The organism is Streptomyces sp. NPDC029164 (genome assembly GCF_055563995.1).
In genome coordinates this window covers 131,806-146,878 of record NZ_JBVHWW010000008.1, presented here as the reverse complement: position 1 = coordinate 146,878, position 15,073 = coordinate 131,806, and the positions used below count along the sequence as shown (strand labels likewise).

Below are 15,073 nucleotides of genomic sequence, written 5' to 3'. Positions count from 1 at the left end.
CCGGCCGTTCACCAACCGGCTCAGCGCTTCGAGGCGGGCTCCTTCGGGGGCCTCGGGGTGTCCACCGGGCCGCGGCGCACGGCGCCCGGGGCGTTCCAGTCCTGGCGCTTCTTCGCCCGCTTCTTGGCGAGCTCCGAGGACTCCAGCTGGTAGGGCACCGAGGTGACCATCACACCGGGGGTGAAGAGCAGCCGGCCCTTGAGGCGCAGCGCGCTCTGGTTGTGCAGCAGGTGCTCGTACCAGCGTCCGACGACGTACTCGGGGATGTAGACGCTGACGGCGTCGCGCGGGTTCTCGCTGCGCAGGCCCTTCACGTACTCGACCACCGGGCGGGTGATCTCGCGGTACGGCGAGTCGAGGATCTTCAGCGGGACGTTGATCCCGCGCCGGTCCCACTCGTCGCGCAGCGCCTTGGTCTCGGCGGGGTCGACGCTGATGCTGAGCGCTTCCAGGGTGTCCGAGCGGGTCAGCTTGGCGAAGGCCAGGGCCCGCAGCGTGGGCTTGTGGACCTTGGAGACCAGGACGATGGAGTGGACCCGGGAGGGCCGCACGCTGTCGTCGCTGGGGCCCTCGGCGGCGGCGATCTCGGCGGAGACCCGGTCGTAGTGCTTCCGGATCGCGCTCATCGTTCCGTAGAAGATCAGCATGCCGAGCAGGGCGACCCACGCACCGTGGGTGAACTTCGTGGCGAGGACGATGACCAGCACCATGCCGGTGAAGAAGGCGCCGAAGGCGTTGATCGCCCGGGAGCGGTGCATCCGGCGGCGGGCGGCGGTGTCGCGCTCCGACTTCAGGTGGCGGTTCCAGTGCCGGACCATGCCGATCTGGCTCAGCGTGAAGGAGACGAACACGCCGACGATGTAGAGCTGGATCAGCTTGGTCGAGTCCGCGTCGTAGATCCAGACGAGCAGGATGGCCGCGCCGGCGAGGAGCACGATGCCGTTGGAGAAGGCGAGCCGGTCGCCGCGGGTGTGCAGCTGGCGCGGCAGGTAGCGGTCCTGCGCGAGGATCGAGCCGAGCAGCGGGAAGCCGTTGTACGCGGTGTTCGCGGCCAGGAAGAGCACCAGCGCGGTGGCCGCGGCCAGCAGGATGAAGAGGAAGCTGCCGTCGCCGAAGACGGCCTCGGCCACCTGCGAGATCACCGGGTTCTGGATGTACTCGGGGCCGACCGGGACGCCGTTCGCCAGCAGGTCCTCGGCGGGGTTCTCGGCCATCCGGACGTCGCTGGCCATGGCCAGGCCGATGATCCCGCAGAACATGGTGACCGCCAGGCCGCCCATGTAGGCGAGGGTGGACGCGGCGTTCTTGCTCTTGGGCTTGCGGAAGGCGGGTACGCCGTTGCTGATGGCCTCGACGCCCGTCAGGGCCGCACAGCCGGACGAGAAGGCCCTGAGCAGCAGGAAGACCATCGCGAAGCCGGCCAGCCCCTGTTGCTCGGGTTTGATCTCCAGGTCGGCGGTCGGCGCCGTCAGGGTCTCGCCGAGGACGATGCCCTTCCAGGCACCCCAGGCGATCATGGCGAACACGGCGGCGACGAACACATAGGTCGGGATCGCGAAGAGCTTGCCGGATTCCTTCACTCCGCGCAGGTTCATCAGCGTGAGCAGAAGGATCATGACGGTCGCCGAGAGCACCTTGTGCTCGATGACGAAATGCACCGCGGAGCCGAGGTTCTCGACTCCGGAGGAGATCGACACGGCGACGGTCAGGACGTAGTCGACGAGCAGGGCGCTCGCGACGGTCAGACCGGCCCTGGGTCCGAGGTTGGTGTTGGCCACCTCGTAGTCGCCGCCACCGCTCGGGTAGGCGTGGACGTTCTGCCGGTAGGAGGCCACGACGGTGAACATCAGTACGACGACCGCGAGTGCGATCCACGGGCTGTACTGGTACGCCGACACGCCCGCGATCGACAGGACCAGCAGGACCTCGCCAGGGGCATATGCCACGGAGGAGAGCGGGTCGGAGGCGAAGACGGGAAGGGCGATCCGCTTGGGCAGGAGGGTTTCTCCGAGGCGGTCGCTGCGTAGCGCCCGGCCGATCAGGATCCGTTTGGGCACGTCGGTCAGTTTGGACACGCAGAGGATCGTAAGCGTTCGAAATCAGCCTGACGAACCCGCACCCCGCCGTACGGCATTGCGCCGCCCATACGCGGCGCATACGTCGCCCATACGTCGCCTGTACACCCGCGGGACCACGGGACCGCGACCGAAGAGGTCCCATCGGTGACCACCCGTGTGTAGCTTGGGCCATGGTCTGAGACCCTGTTAAACCAGAGCATGCAATGAGGCTGGGAACCAGCGAGTCGCTGACAGCCGGAAGGACGGCCGTGCACATCGTCATTATGGGCTGCGGAAGAGTGGGCTCCGCCCTCGCGCAAACCCTGGAACAGCAGGGACACACGGTCGCCGTCGTCGACCAGGACCCCACCGCATTCCGCCGGCTCGGCGCCGGATTCGGCGGCCGCCGCGTCACCGGGGTCGGCTTCGACCAGGACACCCTGAGGGAGGCGGGAATCGAGGACGCGGGCGCCTTCGCCGCCGTCAGCAGTGGTGACAATTCCAACATCATCGCTGCCCGCGTGGCCCGGGAGATGTTCGGCGTCGAGAACGTCGCCGCCCGTATCTACGACCCCAAGCGCGCCGAGGTCTACCAGCGCCTCGGCATCCCCACCGTCGCCACCGTGCGGTGGACCGCCGACCAGATGCTGCGCCGGCTGCTGCCGTCGGGAGCCGAGCCGCTGTGGCGCGACCCGAGCGGCGGGGTGCAGCTCGCCGAGGTGCACACCTCCGCCGCCTGGATCGGGCACAAGGTCAGCAAGCTCCAGGAGGAGACCGGCGTCCGCGTCGCTTTCCTCACCCGCTTGGGCGAGGCCATGCTGCCCACGTCGGCGACCGTCCTCCAGGAGGGCGACCTCGTCCACGTGATGATGCGCACGGACGAGATCGACAAGGTCGAGGCGGCGTTCGCCGAAGGGCCTGAGGAGGCACACGCATGAGGGTCGCGATCGCCGGGGCAGGCGCGGTGGGTCGCTCCATCGCGGGCGAACTGCTGGAGAACGGCCACGAGGTGCTGCTGGTCGACAAGGCGCCGACCGCCATCTCGGTGGAGCGGGTGCCGCAGGCCGAGTGGCTGCTGGCCGACGCCTGCGAGATCACCTCGCTCGACGAGGCGGCGCTCCAGCGCTGCAACGTGGTCATCGCGGCGACCGGCGACGACAAGGTCAACCTCGTCGTGTCGCTGCTCGCCAAGACCGAGTACGGGGTGCCGCGCGTGGTGGCCCGTGTGAACAACCCGAAGAACGAGTGGCTCTTCAACGAGTCCTGGGGCGTCGACGTCGCCGTCTCCACGCCGCGCCTGATGTCGGCCCTGGTCGAGGAGGCCGTCAGCGTCGGCGATCTGGTACGGCTGCTGCGCTTCAGCCACGGCGACGCCAACCTCGTCGAGCTGACCCTGCCGGCCGACTCCTCGGTCGCGGGCACCCAGATCAGCGAGATCACCTGGCCCGAGGACACCTCGCTGGTCACGATCATCCGCGGCAACCGGGTCCTCACCCCGCACGGCGAGGAGACCCTGGAGCCGGGCGACGAGCTCCTCTTCGTGGCCGCCCAGGCCCGCGAGGAACAGCTGGAGGACCTCCTCCAGGCCCGCGGCTAGCCCTTGGCCCTGCGGGCACGCTCGACGACGAAGGGGGCGCGCCCTGTGAGGCGCGCCCCTTCGGGCTTCCGGCCGCGCACGCAGGGCCGCCCGCCCTGCGCGCGGGGCCCGCAGCACGAAGGGGCGGTACCGGCCCGAGTGGCCGGTACCGCCCCTTCCCGCCTGCGGCGGTCAGGCCTTCGGCCCCTTGGCGGCGGCCTCCGCGGCCTCCTTCGCCTCCCACTCCGCGATCACGTCGATCGGCGGCGGCGCCTTCGCCAGGAAGACCCAGGTGAAGTACACCGCGAGCACCATCGGCGGCAGCTTCAGCGCGATCAGCACCCAGCCCAGCTGCGTCGCGTCACCCCACCAGTACAGCGGGAAGAGGATCGCGTACTTGGCGAGGAAGATCAGGCCCCAGGCCAGGCTGGCCTTGGTGTACGCCTTCTTGCGCCCGGGGTTGCGGGTGCGCCAGGACAGGTTCTCCTTGAACACCGGGCCCAGGATCACGCCCAGCAGCGGGAAGCCCACGAGCGCGGAGAGCGTGAAGGCCACCCCGAGCCCGGCTCCGTAGATCATGCCCGGCAGGTAGAAGCCCTTCGGGCTGCCCGTGAAGAGCGCGAAGGCCACGCCCACGCCCACGCCGAAGACCCCGCTGAAGGCGTGCTTCACCGTGTCCTTGCGCAGCAGCCGCACGATCACCAGGAGCACCGCGACGGCGCCCGCGGCGAAGGCGGACCACTTCAGGTCCTTGTTGATCGTGTAGATCATGACGAAGAGCAGCCCGGGGAGCATCGTCTCCACGGTGCCCCGGATGCCTCCGAAGGCGTCGAACAGCGCCGCCTGCGTCACCGCGCTCTGGTCCTCGGACGGCGTGGCGGCGGGTTCCGGGGTGGTCGGTTTGTCGAATGACGTCACCGGTCAGTGCTCCTGTCCGAGCGGTCGGAGTTCGTACTTCGGGTTGAAGAGCACCCGACGGCCATGACTCATCGAGATGCGCCCGGAGGCGATCATGCGCCGGCCCGGCTCGATTCCCACGATCGAGCGACGCCCGAGCCAGACCACGTCCAGTGCGGCGGAGCCGTCGAACAGCTCCGCTTCCAGTGCGGGGACGCCCGCCCGCGGCCGCAGGGTGACCGTACGCAGGGTTCCGGTCACCTTGACTATCTGGCGGTCGTGGCAGTCGCAGATCCGCGTGCACCCCGCGGCTTCTGCGTCCTCCTGCAGCTCCGCCGAATGCAGCTCCTCCTGCGAGGTGGACAGCCGCTCGATCATCCGGCGGAACCGGCCCGCCGGCCTGGCCGGCTTCGCGGGCTTCTCGGGACGCGGTTCAGCACTCATACAAGGAAGCCTACCGGCGTGCCCACTACCTCTCGAAGCGGTATCCCATGCCCGGTTCGGTGATGAAGTGCCGGGGATGCGAGGGGTCCGCCTCCAGCTTGCGCCGCAGTTGGGCCATGTAGACCCGCAGATAGTTGGTCTCGGTGCCGTACGAGGGCCCCCAGACCTCCTGGAGCAGCTGCTTCTGGCTGACCAGCTTGCCGCAGTTGCGGACCAGCACCTCCAGCAGGTGCCACTCGGTCGGCGTCAGGCGTACGTCGCGCCCCTCGCGCACGGCCTTCTTCGCGGCCAGGTCCACCGTGAAGCCCTCGGTCTCCACGACCACCTCGCCCTCGCCGGAACCGGCCGAGGGCTCGGCGCGGCGGACCGCGGCGCGCAGCCGGGCCAGCAGCTCGTCCATGCCGAAGGGCTTGGTGACGTAGTCGTCGGCCCCCGCGTCCAGCGCCTCGACCTTCTCGTCGGACGTGTGGCGGGCGGAGAGGACGAGGATCGGCACGCGGGTCCAGCCGCGCAGCCCCTTGATCACCTCGATGCCGTCCATGTCGGGCAGCCCGAGGTCGAGGACGACCACGTCGGGGTGACGGGCCGCCGCGAGCTCCAGCGCGCTCGCGCCGTCGGCGGCGGCGTCGACCTCGTACTTGCGTGCCTTCAGATTGATCACAAGGGCTCGGACGATCTGCGGCTCGTCTTCCACCACGAGCACCCGGGTCATTGAGGTCCTGCCTTCTGTCGCGTCATCCGATCACTGTTGTGATCACGTGCCATGTGTTCCGTCGGTTCGATCGGGCCTTCCGCCACGGGTCCGGGGGGCACCGCGCGCAGGGTGAGCACCATCGTCAGCCCTCCGCCCGGGGTGTCCTCGGCCGTCAGGGTGCCGTCCATGGCCTCGGCGAACCCGCGGGCGACCGCGAGCCCGAGGCCCACGCCGGCCCCGCGCGGGGCGTCCCCGTACCGCTGGAAGGGGGCGAAGATCCGGTCCTTGGCCTCCTCGGGCACCCCCGGCCCGCGGTCGACGACGCGTACCTCGACGCGGTCGCCGAGGCAGCTGGCCGCCACCAGCACCGGTTGCCCGGGCGGGCTGTACTTGACGGCGTTCTCCACCACGTTGGCCACGGACCGCTCCAGCAGCCCCGGGTCCACCGCGACCATCGGCAACGTCTCGGGCACGTCCAGCACCACGCTGTCCTCCGGTACGCCGCCCAGCGCCATCGGGACCACCTCGTCGAGGTAGATCTCCCGGATGAGCGGGGTGACGGTGCCGGTCTGCAGCCGGGACATGTCGAGCAGGTTGCCCACCAGGTGGTCGAGGCGGTCGGCGCCGTCCTCGATGCCTTCCAGGAGCTCGGCCCGGTCCTCCTCGGACCACTCCACGTCGTCGGAGCGCAAGGAGGTCACCGATGCCTTGATGGAGGCGAGCGGCGTACGGAGGTCATGGCTGACGGCGGCCAGCAGCGCGGTCCGGATCCGGTTGCCCTCGGCCAGCCGGCGGGCCTCCTCGGCCTCGCCGACGAGCCGCTGGCGGTCCAGGACCACGGCCGCCTGGGCCGCGAAGGCGCCCAGCACCCGGCGGTCCTCGGCGGGCAGGACCCGGCCGGACAGGGCCAGCGCCATGTCGTCGCCGATGGGCATGTCCACATCGGCGTCCTCGGGCCGCTCGGCGGGGCTCGGGCCGACGCTGCCGGCCGGTTTCCAGGGATCCACGTCGTCGGCCCGTTCCAGCAGCGCCACGGACTCCATCGCGAAGGTCTCGCGCACCCGCTCCAGCAGCGCGTCCAGCGTGGTCTCGCCGCGCAGCACGCTGCCGGCCAGGAAGGAGAGGATCTCGGACTCGGCGCGCAGCCGGGCCGCCTGGTGGGTGCGCCGCGCGGCCAGGTCGACCACGGAGGCCACGGAGACGGCCACCCCGACGAAGACGATGATGGCGACGATGTTCCGGGCGTCGGAGATGGCGAACCGGTGCAGCGGCGGGGCGAAGTAGTAGTTCAGCAGCAGCGAGCCGACGGCGGCGGAGGCGAGGGCCGGCCAGAGGCCGCCGAGCAGCGCCGCCGCGACCGTCAGCGCCAGGAAGAGCAGCATGTCGTTGGCGAGCCCGGGGTCCCAGGCGGCATGCGTCAGCAGCAGGCACAGCAGCGGCGGGAGGACCACGCCCACCAGCCAGCCGGCGAGGATCCGGGGCCGTCCGAGCCGGGCCGCCGAGCGGACCACGGGCAGTCCGCGCCCCTTGGCGACCTCCTCGTGCGTGACGATGTGCACGTCGAGGTCGGGTCCCGAGTCGCGGGCCACGCTCGCGCCGACGCCGGGGCCGAAGACGTACTGCCACGAGCGGCGGCGGCTGGAGCCGAGCACGATCTGGGTGGCGTTGACCCCGCGCGCGAACTCCAGCAGCGCGTCCGGGATGTCGTCGCCGATCACATGGTGAAACGTTCCGCCCAGGTCCTCGACCAGCGTCCGCTGGACCGCGAGCTCCTTCGGCGAGGCCGCGGTCAGCCCGTCGCTGCGGGCGATGTAGACGGCGAGGATCTCGCTGCCCGAGCCCTTGGCCGCCATCCGCGAGGCGCGCCGGATGAGCGTGCGCCCCTCCGGCCCGCCGGTCAGCCCGACGACGATCCGCTCGCGCGCCTGCCAGGTCGAGCGGATGCCGTGCTCACCGCGGTACTGCTGGAGGTACTCGTCCGCCCGGTCGGCGACCCACAGCAGCGCGAGCTCGCGCAGGGCGGTGAGGTTGCCGGGCCGGAAGTAGTTGGACAGGGCCGCGTCGACCTTTTCGGGCTTGTATATGTTCCCGTGCGCCATCCGCCGGCGCAGCGCCTGCGGAGACATGTCGACCAGCTCGATCTGGTCGGCCCGGCGGACCACCTCGTCGGGCACGGTCTCCCGCTGCCGCACACCGGTGATCGACTCGACCACGTCCCCCAGGGACTCCAGGTGCTGGATGTTGACGGTGGACACCACGTCGATCCCGGCCCGCAGCAGCTCCTCAACGTCCTGCCAGCGCTTGGCGTTGCGCGAGCCGGGCACGTTGGTGTGGGCGAGTTCGTCGACGAGCGCGATGGCGGGCCCGCGGGCGAGCAGCGCGTCCACGTCCATCTCGGTGAAGGAGGCCCCGCGGTAGGTGAGGGCCTTGCGCTCCACCCGTTCGAGACCGTGCAGCATGACCTCCGTACGCGGCCGCCCGTGGTGCTCGACGAAGCCGACGACGAGGTCCGCGCCCCGCTCCACCCTGCGGTGGCCCTCGGAGAGCATCGCGTAGGTCTTGCCCACACCGGGTGCCGCGCCGAGATAGATCCTGAGCTTGCCGCGTCCCATGCGCCCATTCTCGGGGACGCCCGGGATGTCCACGCACCGATGACCGTCAGGGCGGCGATCCCTGACGGATCCCTGACGCCGAGGGCGGGGTCCCCGTGCGGCCGACCGAGGCGGGCACGGGCGGGCGGGCTCTCCGGCGGGCACGCGAAAGCCGGTGGGCCCCACCCCGAGGGAGTGGGGCCCACCGGCCGAAAACATGCGACGGCCCCCTGTGCGCGCGGGGCCGTCCGGGGTCAGCGGACCTCGGTGATCTCCGGGCCGCGCTCCAGCTGGCCCATGCCGCCGCCGAAGCGGGAGCCTTCCTGCTCGTCCGTCTGCACGCCGTCCGGCACCATCTGGGCGTCGTTCGGCAGCTTCAGGACGATCGGGTCGCGGGGGGCCATCGGGCCGTCGCCGCGGACGACGACGGTGTCCCGGAAGATCTGCTCCAGCACGCCCGCCGACTCGGGGCGCACCGCGCCCTGGCCGGAGATGACGCCGCGCAGGAACCAGCGCGGACCGTCGACGCCGACGAAGCGGACCAGCTGGGCGCCGGTCTGCCCGTCCGGGAGCGGTACGGGCACCTGTGCGCGCAGCTCCCAGCCCAGGGAACCCTGGGCCTCGTCGATGATGCCGCCCTGCTGGGTGATGCCCGCGGCGATCTCTTCGCGGACCTCGCCCCAGATGCCTTCCTTCTTGGGCGCGGCGAAGGCCTGCAGCTGCACGGCGCTGTCGCCGAGGACCACGGTCGCGGCCACGATCGCGTCACCCGCGACCTCGACGCGCAGTTCCATGCCCTCGACACCGGGCACGAGGATGCCGCCCAGGTCGACCCGGCCGTCGGCCGGGTTCCCGAGCACCTCGGAGATGTCCCAGGGGCCGTCGGGCCGCGGGGCGGGCGGCAGGTTCACCCGGCGCGGTGTGGCAGCGTCGTCCTGCTCGCCCGCGTCGTCCGGCTCACCGGAGCCGACGCCGTCTACGACCTGCTCGGCCGCGCCGCCGTCCTGGGCGGAGTCGTTCTTCTTGCGACGTCCGAACACGTCACTGTCCTTCCCGGTCGGTAACGACCGAAGCGTAGCCATTCCCACCCTGCTGACCAGCCCCGGATCCGGCCACGGCCGCATGACCGCCGGTGGAGCCGAAACCCCCCTCGGCCCGGGCAGAGCCGGGAAGTTCCGCCACCTCGTGGAAGCGCACCTTCTCGACCCGCTGGACAACCAGCTGGGCAATGCGGTCGAAACGCTCGAACCGGACGCTCTCGCGAGGGTCGAGATTGACCACGATCACCTTGATCTCCCCACGGTACCCGGCATCCACCGTCCCCGGGGCATTCACGAGGGCGAGCCCGCAGCGTGCGGCCAGTCCGGACCTGGGGTGCACGAAGGCCGCGTACCCGTCGGGCAGGGCGATGGACACTCCGGTGGGCAGCACGGTCCGCTCGCCGGGCGCCAGCTCCGCGGCCTGGGTCGTCACCAGGTCGCAGCCGGCGTCGCCGGGGTGGCCGTACGCGGGAAGGGGGACCTCCGGATCGACGCGCCGGATCAGCACGTCGACCTCGTGGCGGGGTCCGTTGTGGTTCAGGGACATCAGGGGTTCACCTCGAAGGCGCGTGCGCGCCTGACCTGGTCCGGGTCGGCCATCGCCGCCCGGATCTCCTCGGGCCGTCCGTTGTCGATGAAGTGGTCGACCTTCACCTCGATGAAGAGGGCGTCGGCGCGCACGGCGACCGGGCCCTGCGGACCGCCTATCCGGCCGACGGCGGTGCAGTAGATCTTCCGCCCGGCGACGGCGGTGACCTCGGCCTCCAGGTACAGCACGGTGTCCACGGGCACGGGCCGTACGAAGTCGGTCTCCAGCCGCCCCGTCACCGCGATGACGCGCAGCAGCCAGTTCAGGGAGCCCAGCGTCTCGTCGAGCGCGGTGGCGAGCACCCCGCCGTGGGCGAGGCCGGGAGCGCCCTGGTGTGCGGGCTTGACGGTGAACTCCGCGGTGATGCGCACGCCCTCGCCCGCGCGGGCCTCCAGGTGGAGTCCGTGCGGCTGGCCCTCGCCACAGCCGAAACAGTGCTCGTAGTGCGCACCGAGGAGCTCGCCGGGTGCCGGGGCATCGGGGTGCCGGACCGGTGCGGTGGCATCGGCCGGGGGCGTCAACGCTGTGTTTCGTCCACTCACAGCCGCAGACCTTACCCGCGCGGCTACCCACCGGTCGCCTCGTGGCAGGCTTGAGCGCATGCAGCTCTCCCCCGCGCACCACGACGAACGCCTGACCGCCCCCCGCACCTGGTGGGGCATCGCCGTACTGACCGGCCTCGCGTGCGCGCTGATGCTGCTGCCGCTGGGCACGATGCCGCTGCTGGCCGGCCTGGTCGGGGGCACCGCGCTGAGCGGGCTGCTGGTGAGCTCGTACGGTTCCGCGCGCGTGCGCGTCGTGAACGGGGCGCTGGCGGTCGGGGACGCGCGGATCCCGGTGACCGCGCTGGGTGAGCCGGAGGTCCTGGACGCCGAGGAGTCGCGCGCCTGGCGCACGTACAAGGCGGACCCGCGCGCCTTCATGCTGCTGCGCAGCTACGTGCCGACCGCGGTCCGCGTCGAGGTCACGGACCCGGCGGACCCGACCCCGTACGTCTACGTCTCCACCCGCGAGCCCGGAGCCCTGGTCGCGGCGATCCGCGCGGCGAAGGCCCAGGCCGTCCCGGCCGGATAGCACCCGTGTCCCCGGCGGGGGCCGGGCTCAGCCGAACGGGCCCGGATCCCGACCTTCCAGTGCGGCCCTGGTGGCCTCGGGAAGGGGCTGTGCGGGCTGCTCCAGGGGCGGCAGGGCGGGCAGGGCATCCCACGCCACGGCCCTGCTGCGCAGGTCGTCACGGACCTTCTCGGCGAGCTTGCGGGTGTCGCGCCGGTTCATGACCGCGCCGACGGCGGCGCCCACCATGAACGGCATCAGGTTGGGGAGGCTGCGGAACATCCGCTTCATGATCTGCTGGCGCAGTTCGCGCTTCATCTGCCCGCCGAGCGCGACGTTCAGCGTCGACGGCCTGGTCAGGTCGACCCCGCGTTCCTCCGTCCAGGCGGCCAGGTAGGCGTAGCTGCGCTGTCCGAGGTTGCCGGGGGCGCGGAGCCCGTACACCTCGTGGAGTTCGGCGACGAGCTTCAGCTCGATCGCGGCGACCCCGGTGATCTCCGCCGCCAGTTCCGCCGGCATCGCGGGCGGGACGGGCAGCATGGCCGCCGCGCCGATCCCGGCGCCGACGGTCGAGGCGGCGTTGGCGGCGCCCGAGATCAGCTTGTCGGCAAGCTGATCGGGGCCGAGGCCCGGGAACTGCGCGCGCAGGGTCGCGAGGTCCCGAACCGGAACGCGCGGTGCGTTCTCCATGACTCTCTCGGTGATGTACAGGGCGGCGTGCCGGACACTTTCGCCGCCCCTGCGTACACCCTTCTTGACGGCTTGCAGCCGATGGGCCCCAGGCCTGGGCCGGGCCCCCTCGCCGGGCTCTGTGACCGACGGCACCGCCGGGGCGGTGTCGGAGGGCACGGCGATCGCATCACTGGCGGAGCCGCCGGGGGCTCCGGAACCCGTTTCCGGGTCCGGGGGTGCCACCTGCGCCTCCGCCGGATCACCAGACTTCCGGAAGCGTCGCTTCCGAAAGGGTGTCGAGCCAGCCACGGCCGACGCCTCTCAGTCGCAGTCGCGACAGATCGGCTGACCGTTCTTCTCGCGCGCCAGCTGGCTGCGGTGGTGCACCAGGAAGCAGCTCATGCAGGTGAACTCATCGGCCTGCTTGGGCAGGACCCGGACGGCCAGCTCCTCATTGGAGAGGTCCGCACCGGGAAGCTCCAGGCTCTCGGCCGAGTCGAATTCGTCCATGTCCGAGGCCGAGGACGACTTGTCGTTACGTCGGGCCTTCAGCTCTTCAATGCTGTCGTTGTCGACGTCGTCGTCGGTCTTGCGCGGGGTGTCGTAGTCCGTTGCCATTGTTCGCTCTCCCCCTCTGGGTGTTAGCGGTGTCTCAGCGCACGTAACGCACGAGAGGCCGGACTTGTGCCCGACCTGAGGCGGAGATTTTGCCTCACATCAAGGTCTGTTACTCAATCGACACCCAGCCGCCCACCTGAAGGGGCGATTGGCTGGGATGACGACCGGGACCGTACACGGTCCGGGGGCCGTCTTGCACAAACGCCACCCCGTGTATTTCCCGCCATACGGGGGGCCGGAAACCCGGACTTCCCGGGCTTTCCGGCCGCCCCAGGGTCACTGAACGCACATGCATCGACACTCGCTACTGTGATCGATCACACAGGAGCAATTGCTTTCAAAGGACAAGCGTTCAGCCAGCAGCGAACACGGAGTGCAGCACTCACAAGGGAAGAGTGACACGCATCACGAGGCCACCGCCTTCCCGGGGTGTTGCCTGGATCCTTCCGCCGTGTGCGCGCGCCACAGAGCGCGCGATCGACAGACCGAGCCCGACACCCTTGTCACTGCCCGTGCGCTCCGTACGCAGCCGTCTGAAGGGCTCGAAGAGGTTGTCCACCTCGTACGCGGGAACAACGGGACCCGTGTTCGATACCAGGAGCACCGCCTGACCGTGCTGGGCCTCGGTCGTGACCTCCACCCAGCCGTCCTCCGGCACGTTGTACCGGACGGCGTTCTGCACCAGGTTGAGGGCGATCCGCTCCAGCAGCACGCCGTTGCCCTGGACGACGGCCGGCGCGCGCTCGCCGCGGATCTCCACGCCCTTCGCCTCGGCCTCGCCCCGCACCTGGTCGACGGCGCGCGAGGCCACCTCCGCCAGGTCCACGGGCTTGCGCTCGACTATCTGGTTCTCGCTCCGGGCCAGCAGCAGCAGGCCCTCGACCAGCTGCTCGCTGCGCTCGTTGGTGGCGAGCAGGGTCTTGCCGAGCTGCTGGAGCTCCACCGGGGCCCCCGGATCGGAGAGGTGCACCTCCAGCAGGGTCCGGTTGATCGCGAGCGGCGTGCGCAGCTCGTGCGAGGCGTTCGCGACGAACCTCTGCTGCGCCGTGAAGGCCCGCTCCAGCCGGTCGAGCATCTCGTCGAAGGTGTCGGCGAGCTCCTTGAGCTCGTCGTCCGGCCCGTCCAGCTCGATCCGCCGGGTCAGGTCGGTGCCGACCACCCGGCGGGCGGTACGGGTGATCTTGCCCAGCGGCGAGAGCACCCGGCCGGCCATCGCGTAGCCGAAGGCGAAGGCGATGATGCTCAGCCCCAGCAGGGCCATCAGCGACCGGCTGAGCAGGTCGTCCAGGGCGTGCCGGCGCTGCTCCAGCGCGCAGGCCTTCATCGCGGTGTTGAACTGTTCGAGCTGGTTGATCCGCGACACCGGGCAGGTGGTGCTGGTGACCTGGACGTTCTGCCCGTCGACGATCTCGTACATGAGGGCGTTGCCCTGGCGCAGCGCCTGCGCCGCCAGCAGGTAGATGATCGACAGCAGCAGGATGCCCGCGATCAGGAACATCCCGCCGTAGAGCAGCGTGAGGCGTATCCGGATGGTCGGGCGCAGCCACGGGAAGGGACCCTCGGGCTGGCCGGGGTCCCAGGTCGGTTTCGGTGGCGCCGTCGGTGGCGCCGGGCTGGTTGCCACGCGGGTCAGATCCGGTATCCGGAACCGGGCACGGTGACGATGACCGGCGGCTCCCCGAGCTTGCGCCGCAGGGTCATGACCGTCACCCGTACGACGTTGGTGAACGGGTCGGTGTTCTCGTCCCAGGCCTTCTCCAGCAGCTGCTCGGCGGAGACGACGGTCCCCTCGCTGCGCATGAGGACCTCCAGCACCGCGAACTCCTTCGGGGCCAGCTGGACCTCCTTGCCCTCGCGGAACACCTCGCGCCGGTTCGGGTCCAGCTTGATCCCGGCGCGCTCCAGTACGGGCGGCAGCGCGACGGTCGTGCGCCGGCCGAGGGCCCGCACGCGGGCGGTCAGCTCGGTGAAGGCGAAGGGCTTGGGCAGGTAGTCGTCCGCCCCGAGCTCCAGGCCCTCCACCCGGTCGCTGACGTCACCCGAGGCGGTCAGCATGAGCACGCGGGTGGGCATGCCGAGCTCGACGATCTTCCGGCACACGTCGTCGCCGTGCACGAGCGGGAGGTCCCGGTCGAGCACGACCACGTCGTAGTCGTTCACGCCGACCCGCTCCAGGGCGGCGGCGCCGTCGTACACGACGTCCACGGCCATGGCCTCCCGGCGCAGTCCGGTGGCCACCGCATCGGCGAGCAGCTGCTCGTCCTCGACGACGAGTACGCGCACGTCGTTTCCTTCCTCCGAGCCCAGAAGGGCACACGTGTATTGCGTCGCCCATCCTGCACGTTTCGGCCGTAAACCGGCTGTAAGGCGGCTCGTGGAGGGGCCCACGGGGCGGAAGTGAGGATTCCCTGGCCTGGAGAGGTTTCTGGGCCCAGGGTGCCGGGGAGGACGTCCTCACACCCCATCCACTCCCTGACGGCGGACAGCCACGTGCCGCCGCCGACCCACGAAGAGGGGGCGAACCCATCATGGACGCATTCACCGCGGGTCTCCTGCAGCGCATCAGGTCCACGCAGTCGGACCTCATGCACGCCCGCGAGACGGGCGACGACTTCCTCGCGGAAGTGGAACAGGCGGAGCTGGAAGACCTCCAGCGACTCGCCGCCGAGCACGGTGTCCCGGTCTCGGCCACCGTACCCGCCTGCTGACCCCGGCCCGCCGACCCGACCCCGAGCCGACCTGCTGATCCCTCACGGCTCCCGCACGACGCGAAACCGGCCCACATCCATACGTACGCCCCGATCACCGCCGGGGTGACCAGCGCCGGGCCGAGCCACTGCAC

Annotated in this window: 16 protein-coding genes; 4 read left to right on the top strand and 12 right to left on the bottom strand. The window is 70.8% G+C overall.

What is annotated here, in order from left to right; translation table 11 throughout:
* Positions 1–20 precede the first annotated feature (20 nt).
* A complete protein-coding gene (locus ACZ4VT_RS10535) occupies positions 21–2,075 on the bottom strand; it encodes an APC family permease (RefSeq protein ID WP_467948341.1) in 2,055 nt (684 codons plus the stop codon).
* Between the two features lie 251 nt (positions 2,076–2,326).
* On the opposite strand from ACZ4VT_RS10535, the gene ACZ4VT_RS10530 reads away from it, so the two are divergent.
* Both ACZ4VT_RS10530 and ACZ4VT_RS10525 read left to right on the top strand, forming a co-directional pair.
* Complete coding sequence (locus ACZ4VT_RS10530) at positions 2,327–2,995, top strand: potassium channel family protein (RefSeq protein ID WP_030385679.1); 669 nt, start codon at positions 2,327–2,329, stop codon at positions 2,993–2,995.
* Positions 2,992–3,654 carry a potassium channel family protein gene (locus ACZ4VT_RS10525; protein WP_030709508.1) on the top strand — a complete coding sequence of 221 codons (663 nt, stop codon included), beginning with the start codon at positions 2,992–2,994 and terminating at the stop codon, positions 3,652–3,654. Before ACZ4VT_RS10530 ends, ACZ4VT_RS10525 begins: the two co-directional genes overlap by 4 nt.
* Positions 3,655–3,825: 171 nt before the next feature.
* Here the strand turns inward: ACZ4VT_RS10525 and ACZ4VT_RS10520 are convergent, their stop codons facing one another.
* From ACZ4VT_RS10520 to ACZ4VT_RS10490, 7 genes are all read right to left on the bottom strand, one after another.
* Complete coding sequence (locus tag ACZ4VT_RS10520) at positions 3,826–4,551, bottom strand: DUF3159 domain-containing protein (RefSeq protein ID WP_361770634.1); 726 nt, start codon at positions 4,549–4,551, stop codon at positions 3,826–3,828.
* A 3-nt stretch (positions 4,552–4,554) separates the two neighbouring features.
* A complete protein-coding gene (locus ACZ4VT_RS10515) occupies positions 4,555–4,974 on the bottom strand; it encodes an OB-fold nucleic acid binding domain-containing protein (RefSeq protein ID WP_125816976.1) in 420 nt (139 codons plus the stop codon).
* A gap of 25 nt (positions 4,975–4,999) precedes the next feature.
* Positions 5,000–5,686 (bottom strand): response regulator, encoded by a 687-nt coding sequence (locus ACZ4VT_RS10510; RefSeq protein ID WP_467948338.1) that lies wholly within the window; start codon positions 5,684–5,686, stop codon positions 5,000–5,002.
* A complete protein-coding gene (locus ACZ4VT_RS10505; RefSeq protein WP_467948336.1) occupies positions 5,683–8,280 on the bottom strand; it encodes a DUF4118 domain-containing protein in 2,598 nt (865 codons plus the stop codon). The genes ACZ4VT_RS10510 and ACZ4VT_RS10505 overlap by 4 nt, the downstream gene beginning before the upstream one ends.
* Before the next feature lie 233 nt (positions 8,281–8,513).
* Positions 8,514–9,299 carry a DUF3710 domain-containing protein gene (locus tag ACZ4VT_RS10500; protein WP_467948334.1) on the bottom strand — a complete coding sequence of 262 codons (786 nt, stop codon included), beginning with the start codon at positions 9,297–9,299 and terminating at the stop codon, positions 8,514–8,516.
* A 1-nt stretch (position 9,300) separates the two neighbouring features.
* Complete coding sequence (dut, locus tag ACZ4VT_RS10495; RefSeq protein WP_467948332.1) at positions 9,301–9,846, bottom strand: dUTP diphosphatase; 546 nt, start codon at positions 9,844–9,846, stop codon at positions 9,301–9,303.
* Complete coding sequence (locus ACZ4VT_RS10490) at positions 9,846–10,430, bottom strand: PaaI family thioesterase (RefSeq protein WP_467948331.1); 585 nt, start codon at positions 10,428–10,430, stop codon at positions 9,846–9,848. The genes dut and ACZ4VT_RS10490 overlap by 1 nt, the downstream gene beginning before the upstream one ends.
* 58 nt (positions 10,431–10,488) lie before the next feature.
* On the opposite strand from ACZ4VT_RS10490, the gene ACZ4VT_RS10485 reads away from it, so the two are divergent.
* The gene (locus ACZ4VT_RS10485) at positions 10,489–10,962 is read left to right on the top strand and encodes a DUF3093 domain-containing protein (protein ID WP_467948329.1); all 474 of its coding nucleotides are present in this window, start codon (positions 10,489–10,491) and stop codon (positions 10,960–10,962) included.
* A 27-nt stretch (positions 10,963–10,989) separates the two neighbouring features.
* On the opposite strand, the gene ACZ4VT_RS10480 is transcribed toward ACZ4VT_RS10485, so the two are convergent.
* The 4 genes from ACZ4VT_RS10480 to ACZ4VT_RS10465 form a co-directional block, all read right to left on the bottom strand.
* Positions 10,990–11,922 carry a hypothetical protein gene (locus ACZ4VT_RS10480; protein WP_467948327.1) on the bottom strand — a complete coding sequence of 311 codons (933 nt, stop codon included), beginning with the start codon at positions 11,920–11,922 and terminating at the stop codon, positions 10,990–10,992.
* Positions 11,923–11,934: 12 nt separating this feature from the next.
* Positions 11,935–12,231, bottom strand: coding sequence for a DUF4193 domain-containing protein (locus ACZ4VT_RS10475; protein ID WP_267723728.1), 297 nt, complete (start codon positions 12,229–12,231; stop codon positions 11,935–11,937).
* Positions 12,232–12,613: 382 nt separating this feature from the next.
* Complete coding sequence (locus ACZ4VT_RS10470) at positions 12,614–13,855, bottom strand: sensor histidine kinase (RefSeq protein WP_351288732.1); 1,242 nt, start codon at positions 13,853–13,855, stop codon at positions 12,614–12,616.
* A gap of 5 nt (positions 13,856–13,860) precedes the next feature.
* Positions 13,861–14,514, bottom strand: coding sequence for a response regulator transcription factor (locus tag ACZ4VT_RS10465; protein WP_030008767.1), 654 nt, complete (start codon positions 14,512–14,514; stop codon positions 13,861–13,863).
* Between the two features lie 245 nt (positions 14,515–14,759).
* Here ACZ4VT_RS10465 and ACZ4VT_RS10460 point away from each other — a divergent pair, with 245 nt between their 5' ends.
* A complete protein-coding gene (locus tag ACZ4VT_RS10460; protein WP_319728675.1) occupies positions 14,760–14,939 on the top strand; it encodes a hypothetical protein in 180 nt (59 codons plus the stop codon).
* Positions 14,940–15,073 lie beyond the last annotated feature (134 nt).